Source organism: Serratia rubidaea (genome assembly GCF_016026735.1).
Lineage (GTDB): Bacteria > Pseudomonadota > Gammaproteobacteria > Enterobacterales > Enterobacteriaceae > Serratia_B > Serratia_B rubidaea.
Genome location: NZ_CP065640.1, coordinates 4,492,734 through 4,516,708 on the forward strand (window position 1 = coordinate 4,492,734; position 23,975 = coordinate 4,516,708).

At 59.4% G+C, this 23,975-nt stretch carries 24 protein-coding genes; 6 read left to right on the forward strand and 18 right to left on the reverse strand.

Annotated features, from left to right (window positions below; translation table 11 throughout):
• Window positions 1-79 precede the first annotated feature (79 nt).
• The 17 genes from I6G83_RS21165 to flhD all read right to left on the reverse strand — a co-directional run bounded on the left by I6G83_RS21165 (window position 80) and on the right by flhD (window position 16,777).
• Complete coding sequence (locus I6G83_RS21165; RefSeq protein WP_099050030.1) at window positions 80-484, reverse strand: flagellar protein FlhE; 405 nt, start codon at window positions 482-484, stop codon at window positions 80-82.
• On the reverse strand, window positions 484-2,565 hold the full coding sequence (gene flhA / locus I6G83_RS21170) for a flagellar biosynthesis protein FlhA (protein WP_054307802.1): 2,082 nt from the start codon (window positions 2,563-2,565) through the stop codon (window positions 484-486). Before flhA ends, I6G83_RS21165 begins: the two co-directional genes overlap by 1 nt.
• Window positions 2,558-3,709, reverse strand: a complete 1,152-nt coding sequence (flhB, locus tag I6G83_RS21175; protein ID WP_054307801.1) for a flagellar biosynthesis protein FlhB — start codon at window positions 3,707-3,709, stop codon at window positions 2,558-2,560. Before flhB ends, flhA begins: the two co-directional genes overlap by 8 nt.
• 93 nt (window positions 3,710-3,802) lie before the next feature.
• Window positions 3,803-4,243, reverse strand: coding sequence for a type II toxin-antitoxin system tRNA(fMet)-specific endonuclease VapC (gene vapC, locus I6G83_RS21180; protein WP_015672838.1), 441 nt, complete (start codon window positions 4,241-4,243; stop codon window positions 3,803-3,805).
• Window positions 4,240-4,476: a type II toxin-antitoxin system VapB family antitoxin gene (vapB, locus tag I6G83_RS21185; protein WP_054307800.1), complete on the reverse strand. Its 237-nt coding sequence runs from the start codon at window positions 4,474-4,476 to the stop codon at window positions 4,240-4,242. The genes vapC and vapB overlap by 4 nt, the downstream gene beginning before the upstream one ends.
• Window positions 4,477-4,605: 129 nt before the next feature.
• Window positions 4,606-5,250, reverse strand: a complete 645-nt coding sequence (gene cheZ / locus I6G83_RS21190) for a protein phosphatase CheZ (protein ID WP_015672840.1) — start codon at window positions 5,248-5,250, stop codon at window positions 4,606-4,608.
• Window positions 5,251-5,262: 12 nt separating this feature from the next.
• Window positions 5,263-5,652, reverse strand: coding sequence for a chemotaxis response regulator CheY (cheY, locus tag I6G83_RS21195; protein ID WP_054307799.1), 390 nt, complete (start codon window positions 5,650-5,652; stop codon window positions 5,263-5,265).
• A gap of 97 nt (window positions 5,653-5,749) precedes the next feature.
• On the reverse strand, window positions 5,750-6,799 hold the full coding sequence (locus I6G83_RS21200; RefSeq protein WP_054307798.1) for a protein-glutamate methylesterase/protein-glutamine glutaminase: 1,050 nt from the start codon (window positions 6,797-6,799) through the stop codon (window positions 5,750-5,752).
• Entirely contained in the window at window positions 6,799-7,659 is an 861-nt protein-coding gene (gene cheR, locus I6G83_RS21205; RefSeq protein WP_054307797.1) for a protein-glutamate O-methyltransferase CheR, read from the reverse strand. Before cheR ends, I6G83_RS21200 begins: the two co-directional genes overlap by 1 nt.
• Before the next feature lie 28 nt (window positions 7,660-7,687).
• Window positions 7,688-9,292, reverse strand: coding sequence for a methyl-accepting chemotaxis protein (locus tag I6G83_RS21210; protein ID WP_054307796.1), 1,605 nt, complete (start codon window positions 9,290-9,292; stop codon window positions 7,688-7,690).
• Between the two features lie 94 nt (window positions 9,293-9,386).
• Entirely contained in the window at window positions 9,387-11,054 is a 1,668-nt protein-coding gene (locus I6G83_RS21215; protein ID WP_054307795.1) for a methyl-accepting chemotaxis protein, read from the reverse strand.
• 145 nt (window positions 11,055-11,199) lie between these two features.
• Window positions 11,200-11,700, reverse strand: a complete 501-nt coding sequence (cheW, locus tag I6G83_RS21220) for a chemotaxis protein CheW (RefSeq protein WP_041412142.1) — start codon at window positions 11,698-11,700, stop codon at window positions 11,200-11,202.
• A gap of 31 nt (window positions 11,701-11,731) precedes the next feature.
• A complete protein-coding gene (cheA, locus tag I6G83_RS21225; RefSeq protein WP_062778883.1) occupies window positions 11,732-13,726 on the reverse strand; it encodes a chemotaxis protein CheA in 1,995 nt (664 codons plus the stop codon).
• Window positions 13,723-14,805 (reverse strand): flagellar motor protein MotB, encoded by a 1,083-nt coding sequence (motB, locus tag I6G83_RS21230; protein ID WP_054306806.1) that lies wholly within the window; start codon window positions 14,803-14,805, stop codon window positions 13,723-13,725. The genes cheA and motB overlap by 4 nt, the downstream gene beginning before the upstream one ends.
• Complete coding sequence (motA, locus tag I6G83_RS21235; protein ID WP_054306805.1) at window positions 14,802-15,692, reverse strand: flagellar motor stator protein MotA; 891 nt, start codon at window positions 15,690-15,692, stop codon at window positions 14,802-14,804. The genes motB and motA overlap by 4 nt, the downstream gene beginning before the upstream one ends.
• Window positions 15,693-15,842: 150 nt before the next feature.
• The gene (gene flhC, locus I6G83_RS21240; RefSeq protein WP_015672850.1) at window positions 15,843-16,424 is read right to left on the reverse strand and encodes a flagellar transcriptional regulator FlhC; all 582 of its coding nucleotides are present in this window, start codon (window positions 16,422-16,424) and stop codon (window positions 15,843-15,845) included.
• A 2-nt stretch (window positions 16,425-16,426) separates the two neighbouring features.
• Window positions 16,427-16,777, reverse strand: coding sequence for a flagellar transcriptional regulator FlhD (gene flhD / locus I6G83_RS21245; RefSeq protein ID WP_054306804.1), 351 nt, complete (start codon window positions 16,775-16,777; stop codon window positions 16,427-16,429).
• Between the two features lie 1,422 nt (window positions 16,778-18,199).
• On the opposite strand from flhD, the gene ydgT reads away from it, so the two are divergent.
• From ydgT to I6G83_RS21260, 3 genes are all read left to right on the forward strand, one after another.
• Window positions 18,200-18,415: a transcription modulator YdgT gene (gene ydgT, locus I6G83_RS21250; RefSeq protein WP_054306803.1), complete on the forward strand. Its 216-nt coding sequence runs from the start codon at window positions 18,200-18,202 to the stop codon at window positions 18,413-18,415.
• 158 nt (window positions 18,416-18,573) lie between these two features.
• Entirely contained in the window at window positions 18,574-18,993 is a 420-nt protein-coding gene (uspC, locus tag I6G83_RS21255; protein WP_054306802.1) for a universal stress protein UspC, read from the forward strand.
• A gap of 86 nt (window positions 18,994-19,079) precedes the next feature.
• Complete coding sequence (locus I6G83_RS21260) at window positions 19,080-20,114, forward strand: NADP-dependent oxidoreductase (RefSeq protein WP_054306801.1); 1,035 nt, start codon at window positions 19,080-19,082, stop codon at window positions 20,112-20,114.
• A gap of 695 nt (window positions 20,115-20,809) precedes the next feature.
• On the opposite strand, the gene I6G83_RS21265 is transcribed toward I6G83_RS21260, so the two are convergent.
• Complete coding sequence (locus tag I6G83_RS21265; protein ID WP_138111594.1) at window positions 20,810-21,061, reverse strand: hypothetical protein; 252 nt, start codon at window positions 21,059-21,061, stop codon at window positions 20,810-20,812.
• 465 nt (window positions 21,062-21,526) lie between these two features.
• Between I6G83_RS21265 and tagV the strand changes: the two genes are divergently transcribed.
• The 3 genes from tagV to tssK are packed head-to-tail and all read left to right on the forward strand — an operon-like array spanning window position 21,527 to window position 23,973.
• The gene (gene tagV, locus I6G83_RS21270) at window positions 21,527-22,030 is read left to right on the forward strand and encodes a type VI secretion system accessory protein TagV (protein WP_054306810.1); all 504 of its coding nucleotides are present in this window, start codon (window positions 21,527-21,529) and stop codon (window positions 22,028-22,030) included.
• Between the two features lie 26 nt (window positions 22,031-22,056).
• Window positions 22,057-22,584: a type VI secretion system lipoprotein TssJ gene (tssJ, locus tag I6G83_RS21275; protein WP_054306800.1), complete on the forward strand. Its 528-nt coding sequence runs from the start codon at window positions 22,057-22,059 to the stop codon at window positions 22,582-22,584.
• 42 nt (window positions 22,585-22,626) lie between these two features.
• Window positions 22,627-23,973, forward strand: coding sequence for a type VI secretion system baseplate subunit TssK (tssK, locus tag I6G83_RS21280; protein WP_054306809.1), 1,347 nt, complete (start codon window positions 22,627-22,629; stop codon window positions 23,971-23,973).
• The last annotated feature ends 2 nt before the right edge of the window (window positions 23,974-23,975 follow it).

Consider the following 23,975-nt stretch of genomic DNA (forward strand, 5'->3'; position numbering starts at 1 on the left):
AAATGAGGGATATCCCTCAACCCGGCAGCGCGCTCCCCTGCTCCAGGGATATGATGAACCGGATGGATTGGCTGCGGAACTATTGGTAATTGACGATCACCTGATTGCTGAGCACCCGCAGCGGGGGAAACAGCGCGCCGCGCGTCTGCACCACATAGCCAAAGCGCAGCTCGCTGGCCGCCGGCGCGCCGGCAAACGCCTGCGTGGTACCGCTGGCGCCCGCCAGCGCTACGCAGCGCCCCGGCATGCACAGCTGCACCTGCAAACCGGCCGGCGGCGGCGACGTCAGCAAATAGCGCCAGCTGACGCTGACGATGCGCGCCCGATCGTCCGGCAGCGCATTCGGCGGCCGCAGCGCGGACGACTGCGCGCTGATGCCGCCGTGGCTCAACGTCGCCCCCAGCGCATCGGCCGCCCAGGAGCCGGAAACCGCCTGCGCCGCCGGCGCGCCGCACAGTAACAGCAGCAGCCACAGGCGCATCATCAGGCGGCACCGATGGTGGCGGTCATGCGGATCTGGCGCTCATCATTGATCTCCAGATTCGACAGCACTACCAGCTGCGGCAGACTGCGGCGCAGGAAGCGCGACAGCAGCGGCCGCAGCGCGTGGTTGACCAGCAGCACCGGCGGCGCGCTGAGCATCTCCTGACGCTGCAGCGCCTGCTGCGCCTGTTCCAGCAGCCGTTCGGCCAGCCCCGGCTCCAGCCCGCCGCCGTTCTGCAGCGCCTGCAGCAGCAGGCGTTCCAGCTGGGTATCCAGGCCAATCACCTGTATTTCGCCGTTGCCCGGGAACCACTGCTGGGTGATCGCCCGTCCCAGCGCAACGCGCACCGCGGCGGTCAGCTCATACGGGTCGCTCTGCGTCGGCGCGTGCTCCACCAGCGTTTCAATAATGGTGCGCATATCGCGAATCGAAATGCGTTCCGCCAGCAGGTTTTGCAGCACCTTGTGCAGCGTGGTCAGCGATACCACGCCGGGCACGAAGTCCTCGGTCAGCTTCGGCATATCCTGGGTTACGCGGTCCAGCAGTTGCTGCGTTTCCTGACGGCCGAACAGCTCGCTGGCGAATTGGCCGATCAGATGATTGAGGTGGGTCGCCACCACGGTGCTGGCCTCCACCACCGTAAAGCCCTGAATCTGCGCCTGCTCACGCAGTGCGCTGTCGATCCACACCGCCTCGAGACCGAAGGCCGGATCGACGGTTTTCTCGCCGGGCAGCTCGCCCGCCGCGTTGCCGGGATTAATCGCCAGCCAGCGCCCCGGATGCGCCTCGCCGCTGCCGATCTCCACCCCTTTCATCAGAATGCGATAGCGGGCCGGCGGCAGCTCAAGGTTGTCGCGGATATGCACCACCGGCGGCAGATAGCCCATTTCCTGGGCGAATTTTTTACGGATGCTGCGGATACGCCCCAGCAGTTCGCCATCCTGCTGGAAGTCCACCATGGGGATCAGCCGGTAGCCCACCTCCATCCCCAGCGGATCTTCCAGCTGAACGTCTGACCAGCTGGCCTCCAGCGCCTGCGGATTATCCTGCGTCGCGGCCGGCGTTTCCGGCTGGCGCGGCGCCTGCTGTTCGCGACCGCGCAGCCACCAGGCCAGCCCCAGCAGTCCGGCGGTAAACAGCAGGAACACCAGGTTCGGCATCCCCGGCACCAGCCCCAGCAACCCCAGCACCCCGGCGCTGAGCAGCATAACGCGCGGGTTATTGAACAGCTGGCCGACCATCTGCTCGCCGACATCCTGATCGGTCGCCACCCGGGTGACGATCACCCCCGCAGCGGTAGAGATCACCAGCGCCGGGATCTGCGCCACCAGCCCGTCGCCGATGGTCAGCAGCGTGTAGCTTTCCGCCGCCGCCCCCAGCGGCATGCCGTGCTGCGCCACGCCGACCAGCAGGCCGCCGACCACGTTCAGCACCATAATCATCAGGCCGGCAATCGCATCGCCGCGCACAAATTTACTGGCGCCGTCCATTGAACCGTAGAAGTCCGCCTCCTGCGTCACCTCGGCGCGGCGTTTTTTCGCCTCTTCTTCGCCAATCAGCCCGGCGTTCAGATCGGCGTCGATCGCCATCTGTTTGCCCGGCATGCCGTCCAGCACAAAGCGCGCGCCGACTTCGGCAATACGCCCGGCCCCCTTGGTGATCACCATAAAGTTAATCAGCACCAGAATGATAAACACCACGATGCCGATGGCGAAGTTGCCGCCGACCAGGAAGTGGCCGAAGGCTTCCACCACCCGCCCCGCCGCCGCGGAGCCGGTATGCCCCTCCATCAGGATGATGCGGGTCGAGGCCACGTTAAGCGACAGGCGCAGCAGGGTTGAGAACAGCAAAATGGTGGGAAAGGCGGCGAACTCCAGTGTCCGCTGGGTGAACATCGCCACCAGCAGCACCATAATCGACAGCGCGATATTGAAGGTGAACAGCAGATCGAGAATAAACGACGGCAGCGGCAGCACCATCATCGACAGAATCAGCAGAATCAGCACCGGGCCGGCGAGCACCTGCCACTGCGTATCTTTAAAATTCCCCGGCAAACGAAGCAGGGAGGCCAAATTAGCCATCAGCGTTACTTTCTCCAGCAAAGTCCAGTGCGTCCGGCACCGGTAAATGTTCAGGTTTTTTCGGGATCAGCCCCCCTTCCCGCTGCCAGCGGCGCAGCTGATACACCCAGGCCAGCACTTCGGCGACCGCGGCGTACAGGGTGGTGGGAATATGTTGGCCAATCTCGCTGTGACGGTACAGCGCCCGCGCCAGCGGCGGCGCTTCCAGCAGCGGTATGCGGTGCTCTCCCGCCAGTTCGCGGATGCGCAGCGCTATGTCGCCGGCGCCTTTCGCCAGCACCTTCGGCGCGCTCATCTTCTTATCGTTGTACTGCAGCGCCACCGCGTAGTGCGTCGGGTTGGTGACAATCACGTCCGCCTTCGGCACGTCCGCCATCATGCGGCGACGGGCGGCGGCCCGCTGCTGCTGGCGGATCCGCCCCTTCACGTGCGGGTCCCCCTCCTGCTCCTTGAACTCGTCGCGGATATCCTGTTTGGTCATCTTCAGTTTTTTGAAGTGGCTCCACAGCTGATAAAACACGTCGAACGCCACCATCGGCACCAGGCCAAGCACCACCAGCAGCCCGCAGAACACCACCATCTGCAGCGCATTGCCCATCGCATCCAGCGGCTGCTGCGTCACCAGATGCAGCATCGCCGCCCAGTTGTGCCACAGATACAGACCGGTCACCCAGCCCACCAGCAGCGCCTTGAGCACGCCCTTGAGCAGCTCCGCCAGCACCTGGCTGGAAAAGATGCGTTTCAGACCGGACAGCGGGTTCAGCCGTTTGAGATCGAACTTGAGCGATTTGGCGCTGAACAGCAGTCCGCCCAGCAGCATCGGCGCGGTCAGCGCCACCAGCACCAGCCCCGCCAGCACCGGCAACAGCGCCCAGACCGCCTGACGCAGCAGCGTGCCCAGTTGGCGCAGCATCTGTCGGTCGTTATTCACCATGCCGTGGTCGAAATGCAGCCCGCCGGCCAGCATCTGCGACAGCTCCCGGGCCATATTGCTGCCCCCCAGCCACAGACACGCCAGCCCGGCGATCAGCATCAGCATCGAGGTCAGTTCGCGCGAACGCGGGATCTGCCCCTCTTTCCGCGCCTTCTCCAACCGGTGGGGCGTGGGGGCCTCGCTTTTTTCCAGATCGCTCTCTTCAGCCACCGTCTGCTCACCGTGCCGGGAAGGAATAAAATGGCGATCAGCATGACAAAAAAACGCGGAGTTTATTGATGGAACAGCGTGGGAAAAGATGAGTTATTTCGAGGATGAGGGACGAGATGGCGGAATGATTGGTGATGACAACCAGTTTTCCAGCCTCAGACCGTCGATGCGGGCAAACTCGCGCAAATTATTGCTGACCAATACCAAGCCTTCACTGCGGGCATGGCCGGCGATATGCAGGTCGTTAACCCCAATCGGCGTGCCTTTACGTTCAAGATCGGCGCGAATATTGCCGTAGTGTGCAGCCGCCTTGTCGGTGTAGGGCAAAACGTCCAGCCGGGAAACAAAATCCTCGACGACGCGCAGATTCTCAACCTGCCTGGCGCTCTTTTCCACGCCGTGTACAAGCTCACCATAGGTCACGGCAGATATCGCCATTTTTCCCGCGTGCTGATTAAATACCGCCAGCACTTCACGCGGTCGACGCTTGATCACATAGATGACAATATTGGTATCCAGCATATGCGTGATCATTCAAAACTTTCCCGCTCAGCCTGATACTGCGCGGCTCTTTCATTCAGAAAATCATCACCAGACAGGCTCTCCTGGTCAAAAAAGCTGTCCCAGGTATTTTCCACCGGGGCCAGAACGCGCTCTTTACCCACCACGCGCACCGTCACTTTCGACACCGAATCAGGAAAACGCGCCTCTGCCGGCAAACGTACCGCCTGCGAGCGATTATTGGTAAAAACGGAACCGATAGTCATTTTTCACCTCCTGGCGTTATGGGTTAAATTATAATCAACCTCATGTATATAGCAATGCTATATACTTTGCAGGATGCGCAACGTTTCGCAAAAATATCACCGGACGCGGTGACCCGCGCCCGGTGTCGCTCAGAAACCGAGGCTGTCGAGCAGGTCGTCCACCTGCTCCTGATTGGCGATAACGCCGACGCCGTTTTGATCGAGCTGCGGGCCGTTGAGCAGGCTGTCATTTGGCCGCTTCTCTTTCGCCGGCTGTTCCGGAATATTCTCCATCAGCACCATCAGCAGCTGCTTTTCGATCTCCTGCACCACGGTCATCATGCGTTTGATCACCTGCCCGGTCAGGTCCTGGAAATCCTGCGCCATCATGATTTCCAGCAGCTGCGCGTTAGTAAAGGCGGTGTGCTCAGGCACCTGCGCCAGGTACTGGCGGGTATCGCTCACCAGCACGCGCGCATCCGCCAGCTCGATCGGGTCGGCGAACCACGCATCCCAGCGCGTCTGAAGCGCCGCAGCGCCCGTTTCCAGCGCCGCCTGACGCGGCTGCGCCGCTTCGACGCAGTTCAGGGCGCGTTCCGCTGCCTGCGCCGTCATGGTCACGACATAGTCCAGCCGGTCGCGCGCATCCGGTATCGCCTCCGCCGCCTGGGCAATGGCCTGGTCAAGCCCCAGCTCGCGCATACTGTCGCGCAGCATCCGCGTCAGCTGGCCGATACGGGCGATAATTTCCCCCGCGCTCGCCGCGTCGCTGGCAGGCATCGGAATATTTGTCATGGCGCTTTCTCCTTACATGCCCAGTTTTTCAAAGATCTTATTGAGCTTCTCTTCCAGCGTCGCCGCCGTGAACGGCTTCACCACGTAGCCGCTGGCGCCGGCCTGCGCCGCCGCGATGATGTTCTCTTTCTTGGCTTCGGCGGTCACCATCAGCACCGGCAGCGTCGCCAGCTGGCCGTCGGCGCGGATCGCCTGCAGCAGCTCCAGGCCGTCCATATTCGGCATATTCCAGTCGGAGACCACAAAGTCAAAACCGCCGGCCTGCAGTTTAGCCAGCGCGTCGGCGCCGTCCTCGGCCTCTTCCACATTATTGAAGCCCAACTCTTTCAGTAAGTTCCTGACGATGCGACGCATGGTTGAGAAGTCGTCCACCACGAGGAATCTGAGATTTTTATCTGCCATAGTTAGTCCTAAGGTTTGATGCCCATTATTGGGCCAATTGCAGCAACGGCCGCGCCGCCGGAACTTCCGACGACGTCGGCTAAATTCATGCGGGGCGTCAGATACGCAGCGCCTGCCCCCCGGCGATTTGCGCCAGCATGCGCTGGCTCATCCGTTCCAGTTCCACCACCTCGCTGACGCCGCCGCCGGCGATCGCCTCGCGCGGCATGCCGAACACCACGCAGCTGGCTTCATCCTGCGCCAGGGTATAGGCGCCGGCGCGGTGCATCTCCAGCATGCCGGCCGCGCCGTCGTTGCCCATACCGGTCAGGATCACCCCGACCGCATTGCGTCCGGCAAACTTCGCCACCGAACGGAACAGCACGTCCACCGCCGGCCGGTGCCGGTTGACCGGCGGCCCGTCATGCAGCTTCACCTGATAGTTGGCGCCGCTGCGCGTCAGCTCCAGGTGGCGATCACCCGGCGCGATGTAAGCGTGCCCCGGCAGCACCCGCTCGCCGTCCTGCGCCTCTTTCACCGTGATCTGGCACAGTTTGTTCAGGCGTTCGGCAAAGGAACGGGTGAAGCCCGGCGGCATATGCTGCGTGATCAGCAGCGCCGGGCTGGTGGCCGGCAGCGGCTGCAGCACCTGGCGAATCGCTTCGGTGCCGCCGGTGGAGGCGCCGATGGCGATCAGCTTTTCGCTGCTGAGCAGCGGCGTATGGCTGAGGATCGCCGGCGCGGCGGCGCGCGTACGCGACGGCAGGCGCGCACGGGCGGCGGTGCGGATCTTTTCGGCGATCAGCTCGCTGTACGCCAGCATGCCCTCACGGATGCCCAGCTGCGGCTTGGTGACGAAGTCAACCGCCCCCAGCTCCAGCGCCCGCAGGGTAATCTCCGAGCCTTTACCGGTCAGTGACGACACCATCACCACCGGCATCGGCCGCAGACGCATCAGTTTTTCAAGAAACTCCAGCCCGTCCATGCGCGGCATTTCGACGTCCAGCGTCAGCACCTGCGGATTGAATTTTTTGATAAGATCGCGCGCCACCAACGGGTCCGGCGCGGTCGCCACCATCTCCATATCCGCGTGGCTATTGACGATTTCACACATCAGCTGCCGCATCAGGGCAGAATCATCTACGCTTAACACTCTGATTTTACTCATTACCTCTCCTTGGTCAGGCCATACACGGTCTGCCCGCGCAAGTAGAAATCCCGGCTAATCTGGCTGAAGTTTTCGGAATGACCGGCAAACATCAGCCCGCCCGGCTTCAGTAGGGGAACAAACCGACGCAGGATCTTTTCCTGCGTCGCCTTATCGAAATAGATCATCACGTTGCGGCAAAAGATGGCGTCGAACTGCCCCGGCAGATCCCACTGCGGCGCCAGCAGGTTCAGCGGCTGGAAATGCACCTGCGCCGCCAGCTCCGGCCGGATGCGCACCAGCCCCTGATGCGGCCCGGTGCCGCGTAAAAAGTAGCGCTGCAGCTGTCCCGTCGTCAGCGTGCGCAGATCCTCCTGCCGATAGATGCCCGCCTGCGCCTTCTCCAGCACCTGCGTATCGATATCGCTGGCCCAGACCTGAAAACCGCCGCCCCGCTGCCCCAGCGTTTCACTGAGGGTGATGGCGATGGAATACGGCTCTTCGCCGGTTGAGGCGGCGGTGCTCCAGACGCTGTAGCCGTTCGGCCGTGAACGGGCATGTTCGGCCAGGATCGGGAAGTGGTGCGCCTCGCGGAAAAACGCCGTCAGGTTGGTGGTCAGCGCATTGATAAACGCCTGCCATTCGGCGCTGTTAACGTCGCTCTCCAGCTGCGCCAGGTAACTGCCGAAGTCATTGATGCCCAGCAGACGCAGGCGGCGCACCAGGCGGTTGTAGACCATCTCCCGCTTATGCTCCGCCAGCACGATGCCGGCGCGCTGATAAATCAGCTGACTGATACGGCGAAAATGCACGTCGGACAGCGGCAGGCGTTGCGCCATCTGCACCAGCGGCGTCGCCGCGCCGTGGGGTAAGGGCTTCATTGCGCCTTACCCGGGAAATAGGCCTGTATTATGATGTTTGACAATCTGGCGTCTCCTTGTGCCTGTGTAAACGATCTGAAGGCGACGCGCCGGCATGTGCGTCCGCCAGGCGGAATACCGACACCGCATCAGCCAGGGCGATCGCCTGCTCCTCCAGCCCGCTGGCGGCAGAGGCAGCCTGTACCACCAGCGCCGCGTTCTGTTGCGTCACCTGATCCATCTGCGTTACCGCCTGCGTCACCTGTTCAATACCGCGGCTTTGCTCATCGGACGCGGAGGCGATTTCTCCCATGATGTCGGTGACCCGCGTCACCGAACGTACGATGTCCTGCATGGTGTCGCCGGAATGTTCCACCAGCGTCGAACCCTGCCGCACCCGCCCGACCGATTCATCGATCAGGCCTTTAATCTCTTTTGCCGCCTGCGCGCTGCGCTGCGCCAGACTGCGCACTTCGCCGGCCACCACGGCGAAGCCGCGTCCCTGCTCACCGGCGCGCGCCGCCTCCACCGCCGCGTTAAGCGCCAGAATGTTGGTCTGGAAGGCGATGCCGTCGATCACGCCGGTAATGGCGCCGATCTTCTGCGAACTGCTGGCGATGGCGTGCATGGTGTTAACCACCTCGCCCGCCAGCTCGCCGCCTTTGGCGGCAATGGCCGAGGCGTCGCGCGCCAGCTGCGTGGCCTGGCGCGCATTGTCGGCATTCTGCTTCACCGTGGAGGTCAGCTGCTCCATGCTGGCGGCGGTTTCTTCCAGCGAGGCGGCCTGCTGTTCGGTCCGGGAGGAGAGGTCGTTATTGCCCTCCGCAATCTCCTGCAGGCCGATCAGCATGGCCTCCGTCCCGTCCTGCACCGCGCCGACGGTGTGGGTCAGCGACTGCTGCATCTGCCGCAGCCCGGCGAATAACGCGCTGATTTCATTGTTGCCCGTCACCACCACCGGCGTCGCCAGATCGCCGGCGGCGATGCGCTCAAAGTGACGGCGCATGCTCTTCAGCGGCCCCAGCAGCACGCTTTGCTGCCACCAGATCGCGCAGCCGGCAACGACGAACAGCATCAGCACCGCCCCCGTCAGCATCCAGCTGCCCAGGGTATAGGCCCGCTGATTGGTCTGCTGCGCCTGCGTCATCTCGCCGCTCAGCCGCTGCAGATAGTGGGTCAGTTCCGTTTCAAACTGCGTCTGGATCTGCTGCGTGGGCTGATCCATAAACGCCTGCAGGTCGCCGCTCGCCAGAAAACCGCTCAGTTCCAGCAGCGCAGCGTGCAGCTGTTGGTAGCGCAGCGTCAGGCTGCGCGCCCGCTCGCCGGCAGGCGCCAGCGTCTGAAACCGTCTGAAATCCCGCTCGGCGCTCTGCAGTGAACGGCGGGCGTCCTCCAGCAGGGCGTTCACCTGCTCCGCCGGCAGCCGCAGCGCCGTGCGGGTACCGGCGCGGTTCAGGCTATTGCGCGCCTGCAGCAGCGCAACCCGGCTCATCGTCAGCGCGTCGCGCTGCTGGCTCCCCTGCGTGATTGCCGTAAAGCTGCGGCTGTCGGCGCGAAAGGCGCTGAACGACAGGCCGGTGCTGATCAGCTGCATCAGACAAAAACAGAACATCAGCAGATACAGGCTGATGGAAATACGGACTCGGTTAAACACGATGAATCTCCTTGCATCCGTCCGACGACGGAACAGAGGCGCTCTCCCCGCTGGCCGCCGCGCTGCAGCACGCGGCGGCCAGCGGATCGCAGAGTCAGAACGTTTCCCAGTTATCCTGCATCTCACCGGCGCTGGCTTTACGCGGCGCGATGCTCGGGGCCGCCGGTTTGCTGATAACCGGTGCGCTGAAAGCTTGCTGCCCGCTGTCCCGCAGGCGGAATACCGCGACGGAGCGCGTCAGCAGGCTGACCTGTTCCTCCAGCGCCGCGGCCGCAGAGGCCGACTCTTCCACCAGCGAGGCGTTCTGCTGCGTCACGCGGTCCATCTCCGCCACCGCCTGGCCGACCTGGTCGATACCGCGGCTCTGCTCATCGGACGCGGAGGCGATTTCCCCCATGATGTCGGTGACGCGCGTCACCGCGTTGACGATATCGCCCATGGTTTCGCCGGCGCTTTCCACCAGCACCGAACCCATATCGACGCGGCTGACCGAGTCGTCAATCAGCCCTTTGATCTCTTTCGCCGCCTGCGCGCTGCGCTGCGCCAGGTTGCGGACTTCACCGGCGACCACCGCGAAACCGCGCCCCTGTTCACCGGCGCGCGCCGCCTCTACCGCCGCGTTAAGCGCCAGAATGTTGGTCTGGAAAGCAATGCCGTCGATAACGCCGGTAATATCGGCGATTTTCTGCGAACTGCCGGCGATGTCGTGCATGGTCTGCACCACGTCGGCCACCACCTTGCCGCCCTTCTGTGCGGTTTCGGAAGCGCTCAGCGCCAGCTGGCTGGCCTGACGCGCATTTTCCGCATTCTGTTTCACCGTGGCGGTCAGTTGCTCCATGCTGGCGGCGGTTTCTTCCAGCGAGGCCGCCTGCTGCTCGGTGCGGGAGGAGAGATCGTTATTGCCGGCGGCAATTTCCGACGCGCCGCTGTAGATGGCGTCCGCGCCCTGGCGCACGCCGCTGACGGTGTTGGTCAGCTCCGCCTGCATATGCTGCAGGCTGGCGGCCAGCACGCCCATTTCATTGCGGCTGCTGACGTCGATCGACTGGGTCAGATCGCCGGCGGCAATGTGTTTGATATGTTCGATAATGCGATTGAGCGGGCGCACCAAAATATGGTGAATGCCGGTCCACACCAGCACGATCGCCGCCAGCACCACCACCAGCACGCTTGCCAGCGTCCAGATCGCCGAACTGTAGGAATGCTCGCTCGCTTCCACCGCATCGTGGTACAGCTCGCCGTTTTTCAGCAGGTATGCGACATAAACCTGTTCGAAGGCGTCCTGATAGCTTTGGGTCGGCTGGTCAAAGAAGGCGTTGATCTTGCCGTCGTCCAGCAGTTGGATCAGTTCCGACAGCGCGCCGTATAACACGCCATACTGCTGTTTCAGCTTTTCCGCATCCTGCCGGTCCTGGCGCTCGCCAAGCGGGACTTTTTCGTACGCGGCATAGCGCTGCTGCGCGTCGTCAAGCGCGCTGCGGGCCGATGCCAGCAGGTCCTGCACGCTGGCGCCGCTGCCGATTTTATTAGCGTCCATCATGTAACGAATGCCCGCGCGGTTCAGCGTGTTGCGGGCCTGCAGCAGGCTCACCCAGCTGCCGTTCAGCTCCGACTGCTGCTGTCGGATGGTCTGCAATACGGTGAAGTTTTCTTTATCACTCTTGAGCGAGGAGAAGAACAGCCCGCCGGAGATCAGCTGCAACGCACCAAACAACACCAGCACCAACAGCAGGCTGGTCACGACTTTCATACGATTAAACATGTGTCCCCTTCTTGGAATGCCACTCGGAAAAATCCCAAAACGTTATCTGTCTGGGTTATCGGCGGTACTAAAGAGAACTTTATGGTTGCGGGTAACTATTTTGTGTGAGCTGTCCGCCGCCGCGCCGGCGCAGCGGCGGCCCGGCTCAGGCGCTTTTCACCACGCTGTCGACCAGCGACATCTCTTCGCTGCTCAGCAGCTTTTCAATATCCACCAGAATCAGCATCCGTTCGCCCAACGCCCCTAGCCCGGTCAGGTATTCGGTCGCCAGCGTAACGGCAAACTCCGGCGCCGGACGGATCTGCTCGGCGGTCAGCGACAGCACGTCGGACACGCCGTCCACCACAATGCCCACCACCCGCTGGCTGAGGTTAAGCACGATCACCACGGTGTTCTCATCGTAAGACACATCCTGCTGGGCAAACTTCACCCGCAGATCGATAATCGGCACGATCACGCCGCGCAGGTTGGTGACCCCTTTAATAAACGCCGGCGTATTGGCGATGCGCGTTACCTGGTCGTAACCGCGGATCTCCTGCACTTTCAGAATATCGATGCCGTACTCTTCATTACCCAGCGTAAAAATCAGGAACTCCTGTCCTACGGTTTCGCCAGCCATTTTGCTGACGGTTGCCAATCCAGCCATATTCATGCCCTATCCAAAGTCGGTTATCGAATTACGCCGCCGCGTCTGGCAGCAGTTTTTCACGGTTCAGCGTCTGCAGCGCCGACACATCGACGATCAGCGCCACGCTGCCGTCGCCCAGAATGGTCGCTGCGGAAATCCCCGGCACCTTGCGGTAATTGCTTTCCAGGTTTTTCACCACCACCTGATGCTGGCCAATTAGCTGATCCACCAGCAGCGCGTAGCGCCGGCCGGCGCTTTGCAGGATCACCACGATGCCCTGCGTCGCTTCGGTTTTCGCCCCGGCGACGTCGAAGATGCGGTACAGCTCGACCAGCGGCAGATATTCGCCGCGCACCTGCAGCACCCGCTCACCGCCGGCCAGCGGATGCAGGTCTTCCGCCTGCGGCTGCAGCGACTCCATCACCGCGTTCAGCGGCAGGATAAAGACCTCTTCATTGACCTTGACCGACATGCCGTCCAGGATCGCCAGCGTCAGCGGCAGCAAAATACGAATCGAGGTGCCCTTGGACGCCTGCGAATGGATTTCCACATGGCCGCCCATCTCCTGAATATTTCTTTTCACCACATCCATGCCGACGCCGCGGCCGGAGACGTCGGTCACCTGCTCAGCGGTGGAAAAGCCCGGCGCGAAGATCAGCATGCCCACCTCTTCGTCGCTCATGCTGTCGCTGACCGCCAGCCCCTGCGCGGCCGCCTTGGCCAGGATCTTCTCCCGATTCAGCCCGGCGCCGTCGTCGGTCACCTCAATGCAGATATTGCCGCCCTGATGCTCCGCCGACAGGATCAGGTTGCCGACCTCCGGCTTGCCCGCCGCCAGGCGCGCCTGCGGATCTTCAATCCCGTGGTCCAGGCTGTTGCGCACCAGGTGGGTCAGCGGGTCGATAATGCGCTCTATCAGGCTCTTATCCAGTTCGGTGGAACTGCCCTGCAGGGTTAACTCCACCCGTTTATTCAGTTTGCCGGCCAGATCCCGCACCAGCCGCGGGAAGCGGCTGAACACGTACTCCATCGGCATCATGCGGATCGACATCACCGACTCCTGCAGATCGCGCGCGTTGCGCTCCAGCTGGCTCATGCTGTTGAGCAGGTCGCCGTGGGCTACCGGGTCCAGCGTGCCGGAACGCTGCGCCAGCATCGACTGGGTGATCACCAGCTCGCCGACCAGGTTGATCAGCTGATCCACCTTTTCCACCGCCACGCGAATACTGCTGGACTCCGTTGTCGCTTTGCTGCGCGGCTTTGGCGCTTCCGCAGCCGCAGCCGCCGGCGCGGCGACGTGCGGCGCCGGCGCGGTCGGTTCCGCTGTCGTTACGGCCTCTGAAGTCTCTGCAGCCTCGGCGGCGGCAAACGCGATCTGTTCCGGCTCCAGCACAAAACAGAGCACCGCGCTGATATCCTCTGCGCTGACCGACGTCAGCAGCGTCACCGACAGGCTGCTGTCGCTCTGCTGCGGATTGTGCACTTCGCCGAGATTGCCCAGCTCTTCCAGCAGCAGCGGTATTTCGTTCGGTTTCAGGTCGGTCAGAGAGATATGCAGTCCGCCGTTGCCGGCAGCTGCTGGCGGCGGCGACGCCTCTACGGCTGCTTCAGCCTCTGCGGCCGCGGCAGCCGGCAGCGCGGGAGCGTCCTGTTGCGCTTCCAGCGCCAACTGCCGCAGCGCCTGACAGATGTAGGCAAAGCTGTCGGCATCGGGTTGTTGTGACGTTTTATAGGCGTCCAGTTGCTCCTGCATAATGTCTTTGGTTTCCAGAAACAGGTTGATAATCTCGGTGCTCAGGCTCATTTCCTGGCGCCGCGCGCTGTCCAGCAGGTTTTCCAACAGATGGGTGGTTTCCTGCAGGATGGTAAAACCGAAGGTGGCCGCCCCGCCTTTAATCGAATGGGCCGCGCGGAAAATGGCGTTCAGCGGTTCAATGTCCGGCGCCAGCGGATCCAGTTCCAGCAGGTGCTGCTCCATATCGGCCAGCAGTTCATCTGCCTCATCAAAAAAAGTCTGATAAAAAGCGCTAATATCCATACTCACGGGATCACCTCTACTGTGAGACGCTGTGGGTTAGTCGATGGGCCTGCCGCCGGCGCCGGCGGGATGGCCGTCGTCGGTCCCTCCGGCGGTGGCGCCGACGAGGTTGAAACGTCCGTCGCTGACGGCAGAGCCGCCGCCTCCCCTGGCTGCGGCGTCTGCGTCGCCGCCTCGGCTGAAACCGGAGAAGACGGTGCGGCAGGCTGCGGCGCCAGTTGCTTCAGCGCCAACGGCTGACTGATTTCCGTTGCCTCGCTTTTCGCGTTTTCATGTTCGATCCCCTGCTGCGTTTGTTTGTTCAGCACCAGAATCGTGATGCGACGGTTCATCGAATCATCCGCCCCGCGCTGCTTCAGACTCATGGTGGCGGCCATGCCCACCACCCGCAGCACTTTGCCTTCCGCCAGCCCGCCGGCAATCAGCTCGCGTCGTGAGGCATTGGCGCGGTCGGCAGACAGCTCCCAGTTGCTGTAATAGCGCTCACCGGTGGCGTAAGGCAGGTCGTCGGTATGGCCCGACAGGCTGATTTTATTGGGTAAATCATTCAGAATTGGCGCAATGGCCCGCAAAATATCGCGCATATGGTCCTCCACCTGCGCGCTGCCGGTTTTGAACATCGGCCGGTTCTTGCCGTCGATAATCTGAATGCGCAGCCCCTCATCCATCAGGTTAATCAGCAGATGCGGCCGCAGTTCCCGCAGGCGCGGGTCGGACTCAATCAGTTGATCCAATCGCTCGCGCAGCTTGTTGAACCGTCGCGCCTCCGCCTGTTGCTCGGCATCCGTCTGCTTTTTCACCAACCCGTCCTGCTGGGTGGGATCGTCACCGCCGCCGGGAATCGGGCTGCTTTCGGCGCTGCTCTTGTTGCCGCCGGTCAGGGCCACTTTCAGCGGCGTACGGAAATACTCGGCAATTTGCGTCAGTTCCTGCGGACTGGCGATAGCCAGCAGCCACATCACCAGAAAGAACGCCATCATCGCCGTCATAAAATCGGCGTAGGCAATCTTCCAGGAGCCGCCGTGATGCGCGTTATGATGCGCCTTGCGTTTGCGAACCAGAACGACCGGATGATTCTGCTTCATGCCTGCTCATCTTCCGCTGCCTGCTGCGCCGGCGCCCGCACCTGACGCACATGCTCTTCCAGCTCCACAAAGGACGGACGCTCCGTGGCGTACAGGGTTTTACGGCCGAATTCGACGGCGATTTGCGGCGCGTAGCCGTTCAGACTGGAGAGCAGCGTGACCTTGATGCACTGCATCATTTTGACGTTCTCCGCGCTCTTTTGCCGCAGCAGGGTGGCAAGCGGAGAAATAAACCCGTAGGCCAGCAAGATCCCGAGGAACGTCCCCACCATCGCATTGGCGATCAGCGCCCCCAGCTCCGCCGCCGGCCGGTCGGCCGAGGCCAGCGCGTGCACCACGCCCATCACCGCGGCGACGATACCGAACGCCGGCAGCGAGTCGCCGACCATCGCCAGGCTGCCTGCCGGCACTTCGCTTTCCTGCTCGAAGGTTTCAATCTCTTCATCCATCAGCGCTTCAATTTCAAACGCGTTCATATTGCCGCTCACCATCAGCCTTAAATAGTCGGTAATAAATTCCACTAAATGGTTATCGGCAAGAATGCGCGGATAATTAGAGAAAATTTCACTCTCCTGCGGGTTATCGATATCGAACTCCAGCGACAGCATCCCCTGCTGGCGCGATTTGGACAGCAGGCGAAACAGCAGCGCCATCAGATCCATATACAGCGCTTTGTTGTATTTTGAGCGGCGCATCAGCGTCGGCATGGCGCGCAGCGTGGCCTTGATCGCTTTGCCGTTATTACCGACGATAAACGCGCCGACCCCGGCGCCGCCGATAATCAGGAATTCCGCCGGCTGATACAGCGCGCCAAGGTGGCCGCCCACGATCATGTAGCCGCCAAATACCGTGGCCAGAACCACTACGTAACCCAAAATAACTAACACACGCATTCCTTACTTAAACGAGGTGGATGGAGGACGGGAGCAATGCCAAACGCCATCGTAGCGGCGCAATAATCTGCGCCGAGGGGAGCCTGCCGGACTCCCCCTACGAATGGGTGATAAATTGATGCCGCAAGCCGGAGGAACTCCGGCTTACATTGCGCGTTTAACCGGCTCGTCCAGCAGTTGTGGAATAATATCGGCCAGCTGCGGCGAAAGTTTACGTCTTTTTACCGCGCGGGATGGGGGTTGGCATAAACTGCAGACAAAATTGTTCAGCGGCTGGTGCGCATGAGTGATAAAGGTACCGCCGCAGCAGCTGCAGGCGGAGAGCTGCAGCATATCGCTGTCGACAAAGCGCACCAGCGTCCAGGCGCGGGTCAGCGCCAGCAGCGGCGGCTCGCCCGGCTGCTGGGGGCACTGCTCCAGATACAACCGGTAGGCCTTGATGACCGCCTCGACGCCCGTACATTGTCCGCTTTTTAGCAGGAAGCAATAGGCGTTATAAAACATCGACGAATGGATGTTATGTTCCCAGGTCATAAACCAGTCGGTAGAGAACGGCAGCATGCCTTTCGGCGGCGGGCTGCCGCGCAGTTCCTTGTACAACTTGATTAATCGGCCGCGGCTGAGCTGCGTCTCGCTTTCCAGCATCTGCAGACGCGCCCCCAGAGCGATCAGTTCCATGGCGAGCTGGATATCCTTGGCTTCCTTGACAATACTCTTATCCGCCATCTTCAGGCCCTTTTCTTCATCGCGCCGTCCTGTTTCTCGGAAAGCTCTTGCAATAAATGGCTTGAAAGCAAAATCCCGGTATGGATCTGCTGCAGGTCATCGACACGCGACTCTTTCGTCAGCTGCGTGACGGTTTGATGATCGTTAAAACGGAAATGGCACACCAGCTGGTTGGTTTCCGCCAGCTTGACCATTTGCGGCAAGGTTAAATGCGACAGCGCGTCAGCCATATCCTCATCAATCCCCAGACGGAACATTGCCGAAGCTTTTTCATCATTAATCAAACGCTGTGCTAAAAGTAAGTACGACAGGTTGATGTCGTATATATGCTTAAGTAATTCAGACGTACCCATATTTCCCATCCCGACAGACTATGTTTAAAAACATACGCTGGGTGATAATTTTATCGCCCGTGACTTGGGTTTTTTCGACGTTGGCAAATGAATCCCTGATTATCATCCGTGAAAAAAACTGCCGATTTCACACTCGCGGAGCGTCATTCAGTAAATGCTTTGCACTCAAAATACACATGAATAGATATGCACCATCCTGTTCAGCAAGGGGCTGAATCACGATGAATCTTTCTTACAAGTTAATAGGATTATTCCTAAACAACAGCAACTCTACCCCTGAACCGTTAGCACACACAACGCAGGTGTACGGCAATTTTAAATACAATGTGATCGCGATCACAAAAATGAACTGATTTTGATTCAAATATTGGATGAGTAGCACTTTTTTTGCACAACTTGGAGCACAAAAAAACGGCACAAGTAAAAAAACGTCTTAAAAGAGATATTTATCAGCCAAAAAAATAGCTTTTTTAGATCAATTCGAACAAAAGCGTCACCAAAGCGAAATCACAGAACAAAAATCTGCATATCTCGGATAAATGCAGAGTAAATAGCTAGTTAACGGCAGTTCAATCCTCAGCACGCTAAGAGTTAGCCTTGTTAACTATAAGGTTATCTACATATAAGATAGCGCAAAAAGTGCGGATTTAACTGCATCGCTATTCGGCAATAGAGAATAATCCCAGGAAAACGTAGTGCCGACGCCGCGCTAAAGCCAAGAGATGTAACAAAGCATATCCACAGTTACGCAATGCCGTCATAAAATAAAGTTATGAAATCCGTTAATCTTACTATCGGCACAATTATTTATTCCTTTAATTGTTTTTTTCTACTTCTCAACCGCAATTATCTGACGATGCAACAGCCGAATTAATAGCACGCCAGCGAATGTCATATTCTCGACGTTAGTTCTGTGAATGTTTTTTATTTATTCTTTGAGAAAATGTTATGCGTCTTACATCAGTCAGTGCGCCGGCACCTGCCGGCTCCTCTCTCTGCGAAGGGCCAATATACCGATCTCTTTTACCGCCGGGGTTCGCACTGGCGAACATCTTTTACACATTCCCGCCATCGTTCCGCTCTGCTGCGCACCGGGCAGATATGACGCAGTACCGCCGACGCCAGTCGAAAATAGTTAACGCACCGCGACTGACATAAATCTGAAAATGTAGCCCGCATACGCCCGCCAGCTTAAGACTAGGCTGAATTCATAAAAAATCACGCGTTGCCGCATTGCTGACAGCTCACGGGCATATTACTATTCTGGCGTTTACAGGCACCTGACGCGTTATTTTTTCGCTAGCGCTCGTTTTTCGCCATAATTGTTACTTTTTAGTCTGTCGTCCATACACGACAACGGTGCAATCACTCTACACCAGTGATTTTCCCCAATCACAACTATTAACAGGCTATATTTAAATCATGACAACGACCTTAGAATACCTGATGACATTTCGTAAATGCTCCAGCCTGGACAGCCTGGAAAAGGTTTATGACAAGCTGCACTACTCTATTGATAATGATACAGAAATGGGCAACATGTACCGCGCGGCGGATCATCGGCGTGCCGAGCTGGTTTCAGGCAAGCTGTTTGACCTGGGTAAAATTCCTAAAACATTATGGGCACGCGTGCTTTAATTTTTCCTCATCCCCCCATGACGCGCGCAACGGTATTTATCTTTTATTGCTAAATAAAGGCTTTTCAGAAAATTTATTGTCGCGCGTGATGAAAAACACGGATATTTCCCTCATCTGCTTCTACGATTATTTATCGGGACAATAGATGGAGAGGAAATATGGGATATCAAAAGGTACTGGTCGCCGTTGCCGTTGCCGCCGACAGCCAGGTATTAGTGCAAAAAGCGGTCTCCATCGTCCGCCCCTATAACGGACAGATCACATTGCTCAGCATGGTGGCCAATCCGGAACTGTATAATAGTTTCGCCGGCCCGATGCTCGGCGATCTGCGTAATCTGATGGAAGAAGAGACCCGCCTGTTCCTGGAACAGCTCCGTCAGCAGGCCGGCTATCCCATCGCCGATTTACTGGTAGTGCAGGGAGAGCTGGGAGACGGCCTGACTTACGCCAATCAGCAACGCAGCTTTGATCTGGTTATTTGCGGCAACCACAGCGACCACCTGATGAACAAACTGAGCTGCTCGGCCGCGCGGTTTATCGATACCAGCCAGACCGATGTGCTGATCGTACCGCTCTAGCAGCGCGCAGCATTTTCCGTTGGCTGATTTTCGCCGCTTCTGACTAGACTGAGTGAGTGCTGGTATTCACAGATCGGGAGTGCTCCATGTCTCAACCATCGCCAAATAACCGCCGAATCGTGCTCGCTTCACGGCCGCACGGCGAACCCACAGCAGAAAATTTACGCCTGGAAACGGCCGAAGTACCGCAGCCTGCCGCAGGCCAGGCGTTGCTGCGCACCGTCTATCTGTCGCTCGACCCTTATATGCGCGGCCGGATGAGCGACGCCCCGTCTTACGCTCCCCCGGTGGCAGTCGGCGACGTGATGGTCGCCGGCGCCGTATCGCGGGTCGTCGCCTCGCATCACCCGGACTTTACCCCCGGCGATTGGGTGGTGGGGAGTACCGGCTGGCAGGATTACTCGCTGACCGACGGCAGCAACGTGCGCAATCTTGGCGCGCAGCTGAAACATCCCTCACGCCTGCTTGGGGTATTGGGCATGCCCGGCTTTACCGCCTATATGGGACTCCTGGATATCGGCCAGCCGCAGCCTGGTGAAACCGTGGTGGTCGCGGCCGCCAGCGGCGCGGTAGGTTCGGTTGTCGGCCAGGTGGCGAAACTGAAAGGCTGCCGCGTGGTCGGCATCGCCGGCGGCGCGGAGAAATGCCGCTATGTCCGCCAAGAGCTACAGTTTGACGAGTGTATCGATCACCGCGCCGACGATTTTGCCAGGCAGCTCGCCCAGGCCTGCCCGGACGGCATTGACGTTTATTTTGAAAACGTCGGCGGTGCGGTGTTCGACGCCGTCATGCCGCTGCTGAACGCCAAAGCGCGCATCCCCGTCTGCGGTATTATCGCGCAATATAACGCCACCGCCCTGCCCGACGGCCCGGACCGCCTGCCAGCGTTACAGGCGCTGATTCTGCGTAAGCGTATCCGCATGCAGGGTTTTATCATTTTTGACGACTACGCGCCGCGCTTCAGTGAGTTTCTGCAGCAGATGGAAACCTGGGTCGATCAAGGGCATATCAAATTCCGTGAAGATGTCATTGACGGTCTCGAAAACGCCCCGCAGGCCTTTATCGGCCTGCTTAAAGGAAAGAACTTCGGCAAACTGATCGTTCGCGTCACAGCGGAATAACCTGCCCGTACCCGCCGGGGAGTCCTTTCCCGGCGGCACAACTCGGATTCAACTCAACTCATTAGCTTAATTGCAAGAAAAAACCTAGAAACCTGCCATCTCCCCCCCTCAGCAAGTGGGTGTTTTATAACCAACAAACGCCTCCTTACATCCACCAGAAATGAGATTTATCCGAAATAACATTCGATTAATTTATATATTTCTTTAGATTTATCATGTAAATGGTAAGGATAGAAAATCAGCGAAAAGTTAATTTTCGTTAAAAAATAGTTTTAATTAAGAGGGTTAAGAGACGTATGACTCATTAGCTTTTGGTATTACCATTTAACCAAAGCATACACGAGGGAAATGGGATGCATTTTAACTCGCTGTTTATATTGCATAAAAATAAAAAATTGCGTAAGTTAGTTTCACCAAAATGGGTTAAAGGCCATCATTTTGCAAATGCCTATAGCTATTGTAAACTGCAGCCAAACCCGTGGATGTGTAAAAATTGTTAAATATTTGGACAGCTAATCGTTCTGTTTGTGACAGGCACGCCCTCGGGATCGCGCGTTAATCCCGTGCGGTAGCTATGCCTGAACCGGTGATAATCAGGCGGCGCTTATCATTAAGCAGAGTGCGGGTTCATGAGCGCAGCGTCCCTCAACCGCCGGCCTGCACGCTGTCCACGACGTTCAGTCGCCCGCTAATCATTAAGTAAAAATCATCACATTATTCGCTGTTTTCCAGCCTGATAAATAACGCGTAACCCGCAGCATGAGCGCTTTCCGCCCCACGCGGATGCCTGAACCATGCTGTCCATACGCACAATGATTTGATTTAGGGAACGTTACCTTTAACGTCCCTGCCCTTTGCACGTATTTCTTGTGACGTAGCCTGATATCTATAAAACCTAACACGGGATTGTTTTGAGCGGTGCTGCGTGGCAGTGCGCTGATATCCACAGGAAGCCTTACACACACAATGAAAGCTACCATGTTGTTACGCTACGGCGTCTCTTCCTGTCTGGGCCACCGGCAGGACTTTTATCTTCGGGGAAGCCGCCATTTTTGCCCAGGTGAAAATGGCGGCTTCCCCGCGCCTGCTGTTCACTCCACCGCAGGGAAAACGCGACGTCCAGGCGCAGCCGTGTCACGGCGGGATGCTGACGGTCGTTTTTCCTGCCGGCTTCACGCTATCCCGCCGCCTGACTCTTTTACCTCAACAGAAATGCATCCGGACTGGCGCCGCGCCGCAGGCACACGCATGCTGCCGCAGCAACACACAGCGGAATCAGTCCAGAACCATTTCCCTATGGCAACGCGCGTCGTTCTCCGTCGTCCACTTCGCCAATGCGCAGCCGCAGCGACGATGAACGTCGATCAACCACAGCGCTTCTCGCCGACAACAAGAGATATAAAGAGGATATTGTGAAAATACGGCTTACGATGACACTGCTTTCCACCCTGATCCTTGCCGGCTGTTCAACCCCGCCGCCGCCGCAGGTCATCAGTTCAGACACCCTGGTCACCAGCGAAGTCAACGGCGTGAAGCTGCAGCACCGTATGGCGATCGCCGCACCGAAACAGTTCAAACCGATTGATAAAGAGTACCGCAGCCTGTACGCCGCCAGCGTCATGACCAAACCGGGTTACGGCGGCGCCACCGTGACGCGCCTCGACAATGCCGCGTCCTTCTACGCGCTCGGCGAAGTGGAAAATGAGTGGCTGGCCATCTCCGCCGTGCGCGGCGGCGACCTGATGGGTTACATCCAGGGCAACGCCGGCGTGCCTGAAAACAAATACCGCGCCACCCTGCGCAACGACCGGCCGCGCCGCGCACGCGCCGCCGCCAAACCGCAAAACTGCGTCCAGGTCGGCAGCGACGGCAAGGCCTGTAAAGACGCCAAATCGGCCACCTGGATCCTGGAGTAATCCCCTTCCGCTGGGAGTCATTGATAATGAAATCATCATTCGCCCCGCGCCTGTGGGGCTTTAGCCTGTTGATGCTGGGCGCGCTGCTGCTCAGCGGCTGTATGTCTTCGGCGAAAAGCGTCCCGTCACGCTACGGCCTGACGTTTGACGCCGCCCCGCAGGTCAATGCCAACGCCGGCCAGAGCCCCGCCCCGATCAAGGTGCGCGTGCTGCTGTTGCGCTCCGACGCGGAATTTATGGATGCCGACTTCTTCAGCCTGCAGAACGACGCCAAAAGCGTACTGGGCAACAGCCTGCAGGACAGCGACCAGTTTTTCCTGACGCCTGGCCAGACCGGCAAAAAGCTGAACGGTCAGAGCACGCTGGAGACGCGCTATATCGGGGTGATCGCCGAATACCAGAACCTGGACGGCAAAGCCTGGCGCATTTCACTGCCGATGCCTGCCCCGACCGAAACCAATTTCTATAAGGTCTGGCAATTCTCGCCGGATGAGCTGCAGGCGCACGTTGTGGCCGATGTTAACGGTCTGCGCATCGTCAAGGACGAAGACTGATAATTTGGGACGGGCGCGCCCGTCCCCTACATAGGTGTGATGATGAAAGATGCTCATAAAGTGGTCTGGAGTGAAGGGATGTTTCTGCGTCCCCACCACTTCCAGCAGGCGGAAAACTACCTCGAGAGTTACGTGCGTAACTGGGGACAGGCGCATAACGGGTGTTTCTGGGGCTTTTTGACCCTTGAGCTGGATCAGACCCTGCTGCGTCAGGGGAAAATAGCCCTGACCGCCGCCAGCGGCATTATGCCGGACGGCACGCCGTTCCGTTTCAACGGCGCACAGCAGGCGCCGGCCCCGTTGGCCATTGCCGAAAACAAAACCGGTGAAAACGTCGTTCTGGCACTGCCGACCTACCGCGCCGGCCGTGAAGACGTCATCTTCCAGGAGTCGCCGGACGCGCTGGCGCGCTATCTGGCTTATGAAAACGAAGTGGACGACCTGAACGCGGTCTCCGTCGGCAGCGCGGCGCTGCAGTTCGGCAACCTGCGCCTGCGCCTGATGCTGGAAAGCGATCTGAACGCCGAATGGACCGCGCTGACCGTCACCCGCGTGCTGGAAAAACGCGGCGACAACAGCCTGCGCCTGGAGCCGGACCTGATTCCGCCGACGCTCAACTGCCAGAGCAGCCCGGTGTTGAAAACCTTTATCAACGATCTGCAGGGCCTGCTGCAGCAGCGCAGCCAGCAGATGAGCCAGCGGCTGCTGCAGCCGGGCCGCGGCGGCAGTTCCGAAATGGTCGATTTTATGCTGCTGCAGCTGGTAAACCGCTATCTCGGCCAGGTCAGTCATGCCTGGCATCTGGAGCATCTGCACCCGGAACGCCTGTTTGCCGAGTGGCTGCAGTTCGCCACCGAGCTGTCCAGCTTTTCACCGCAGCGCACGCCGGAAGGCCGCCTGCCGGTGTACGACCACGACAACCCGGCGCTGAGCTTCGGCAAGCTGATGCTGCTGTTGCGCCAGGGACTGTCGGTAGTGCTGGAAGACAACGCCATCCAGCTCACCCTGGTCGAGCGTTCGCACGGGCTGAACGTGGCGACGGTGCAGGACACCAAAATGATGCGCGACTTCGGCTTTGTGCTGGCGGTGCGCGCCGACGTCGCCGCCGACGTGCTGCTGACCCACTTCCCGGCGCAGATGAAAATCGCCCCGGTCACGCGCATCCGCGATCTGGTGCAGCTGCAGCTGCCGGGCATCGGCCTGCGCACCATGCCCGCCGCGCCGCGTCAGATCCCCTACCACGCCGGCTATACCTACTTCGAACTGGAGAAAGGCGGCGATCTGTGGAAGCAGATGGAAAAATCCAGCGCCTTCGCCCTGCATCTGGCAGGGGAGTTCCCGGGTCTGGACATGGAATTCTGGGCTATTCGCAGCCATACGGACCGATAAGC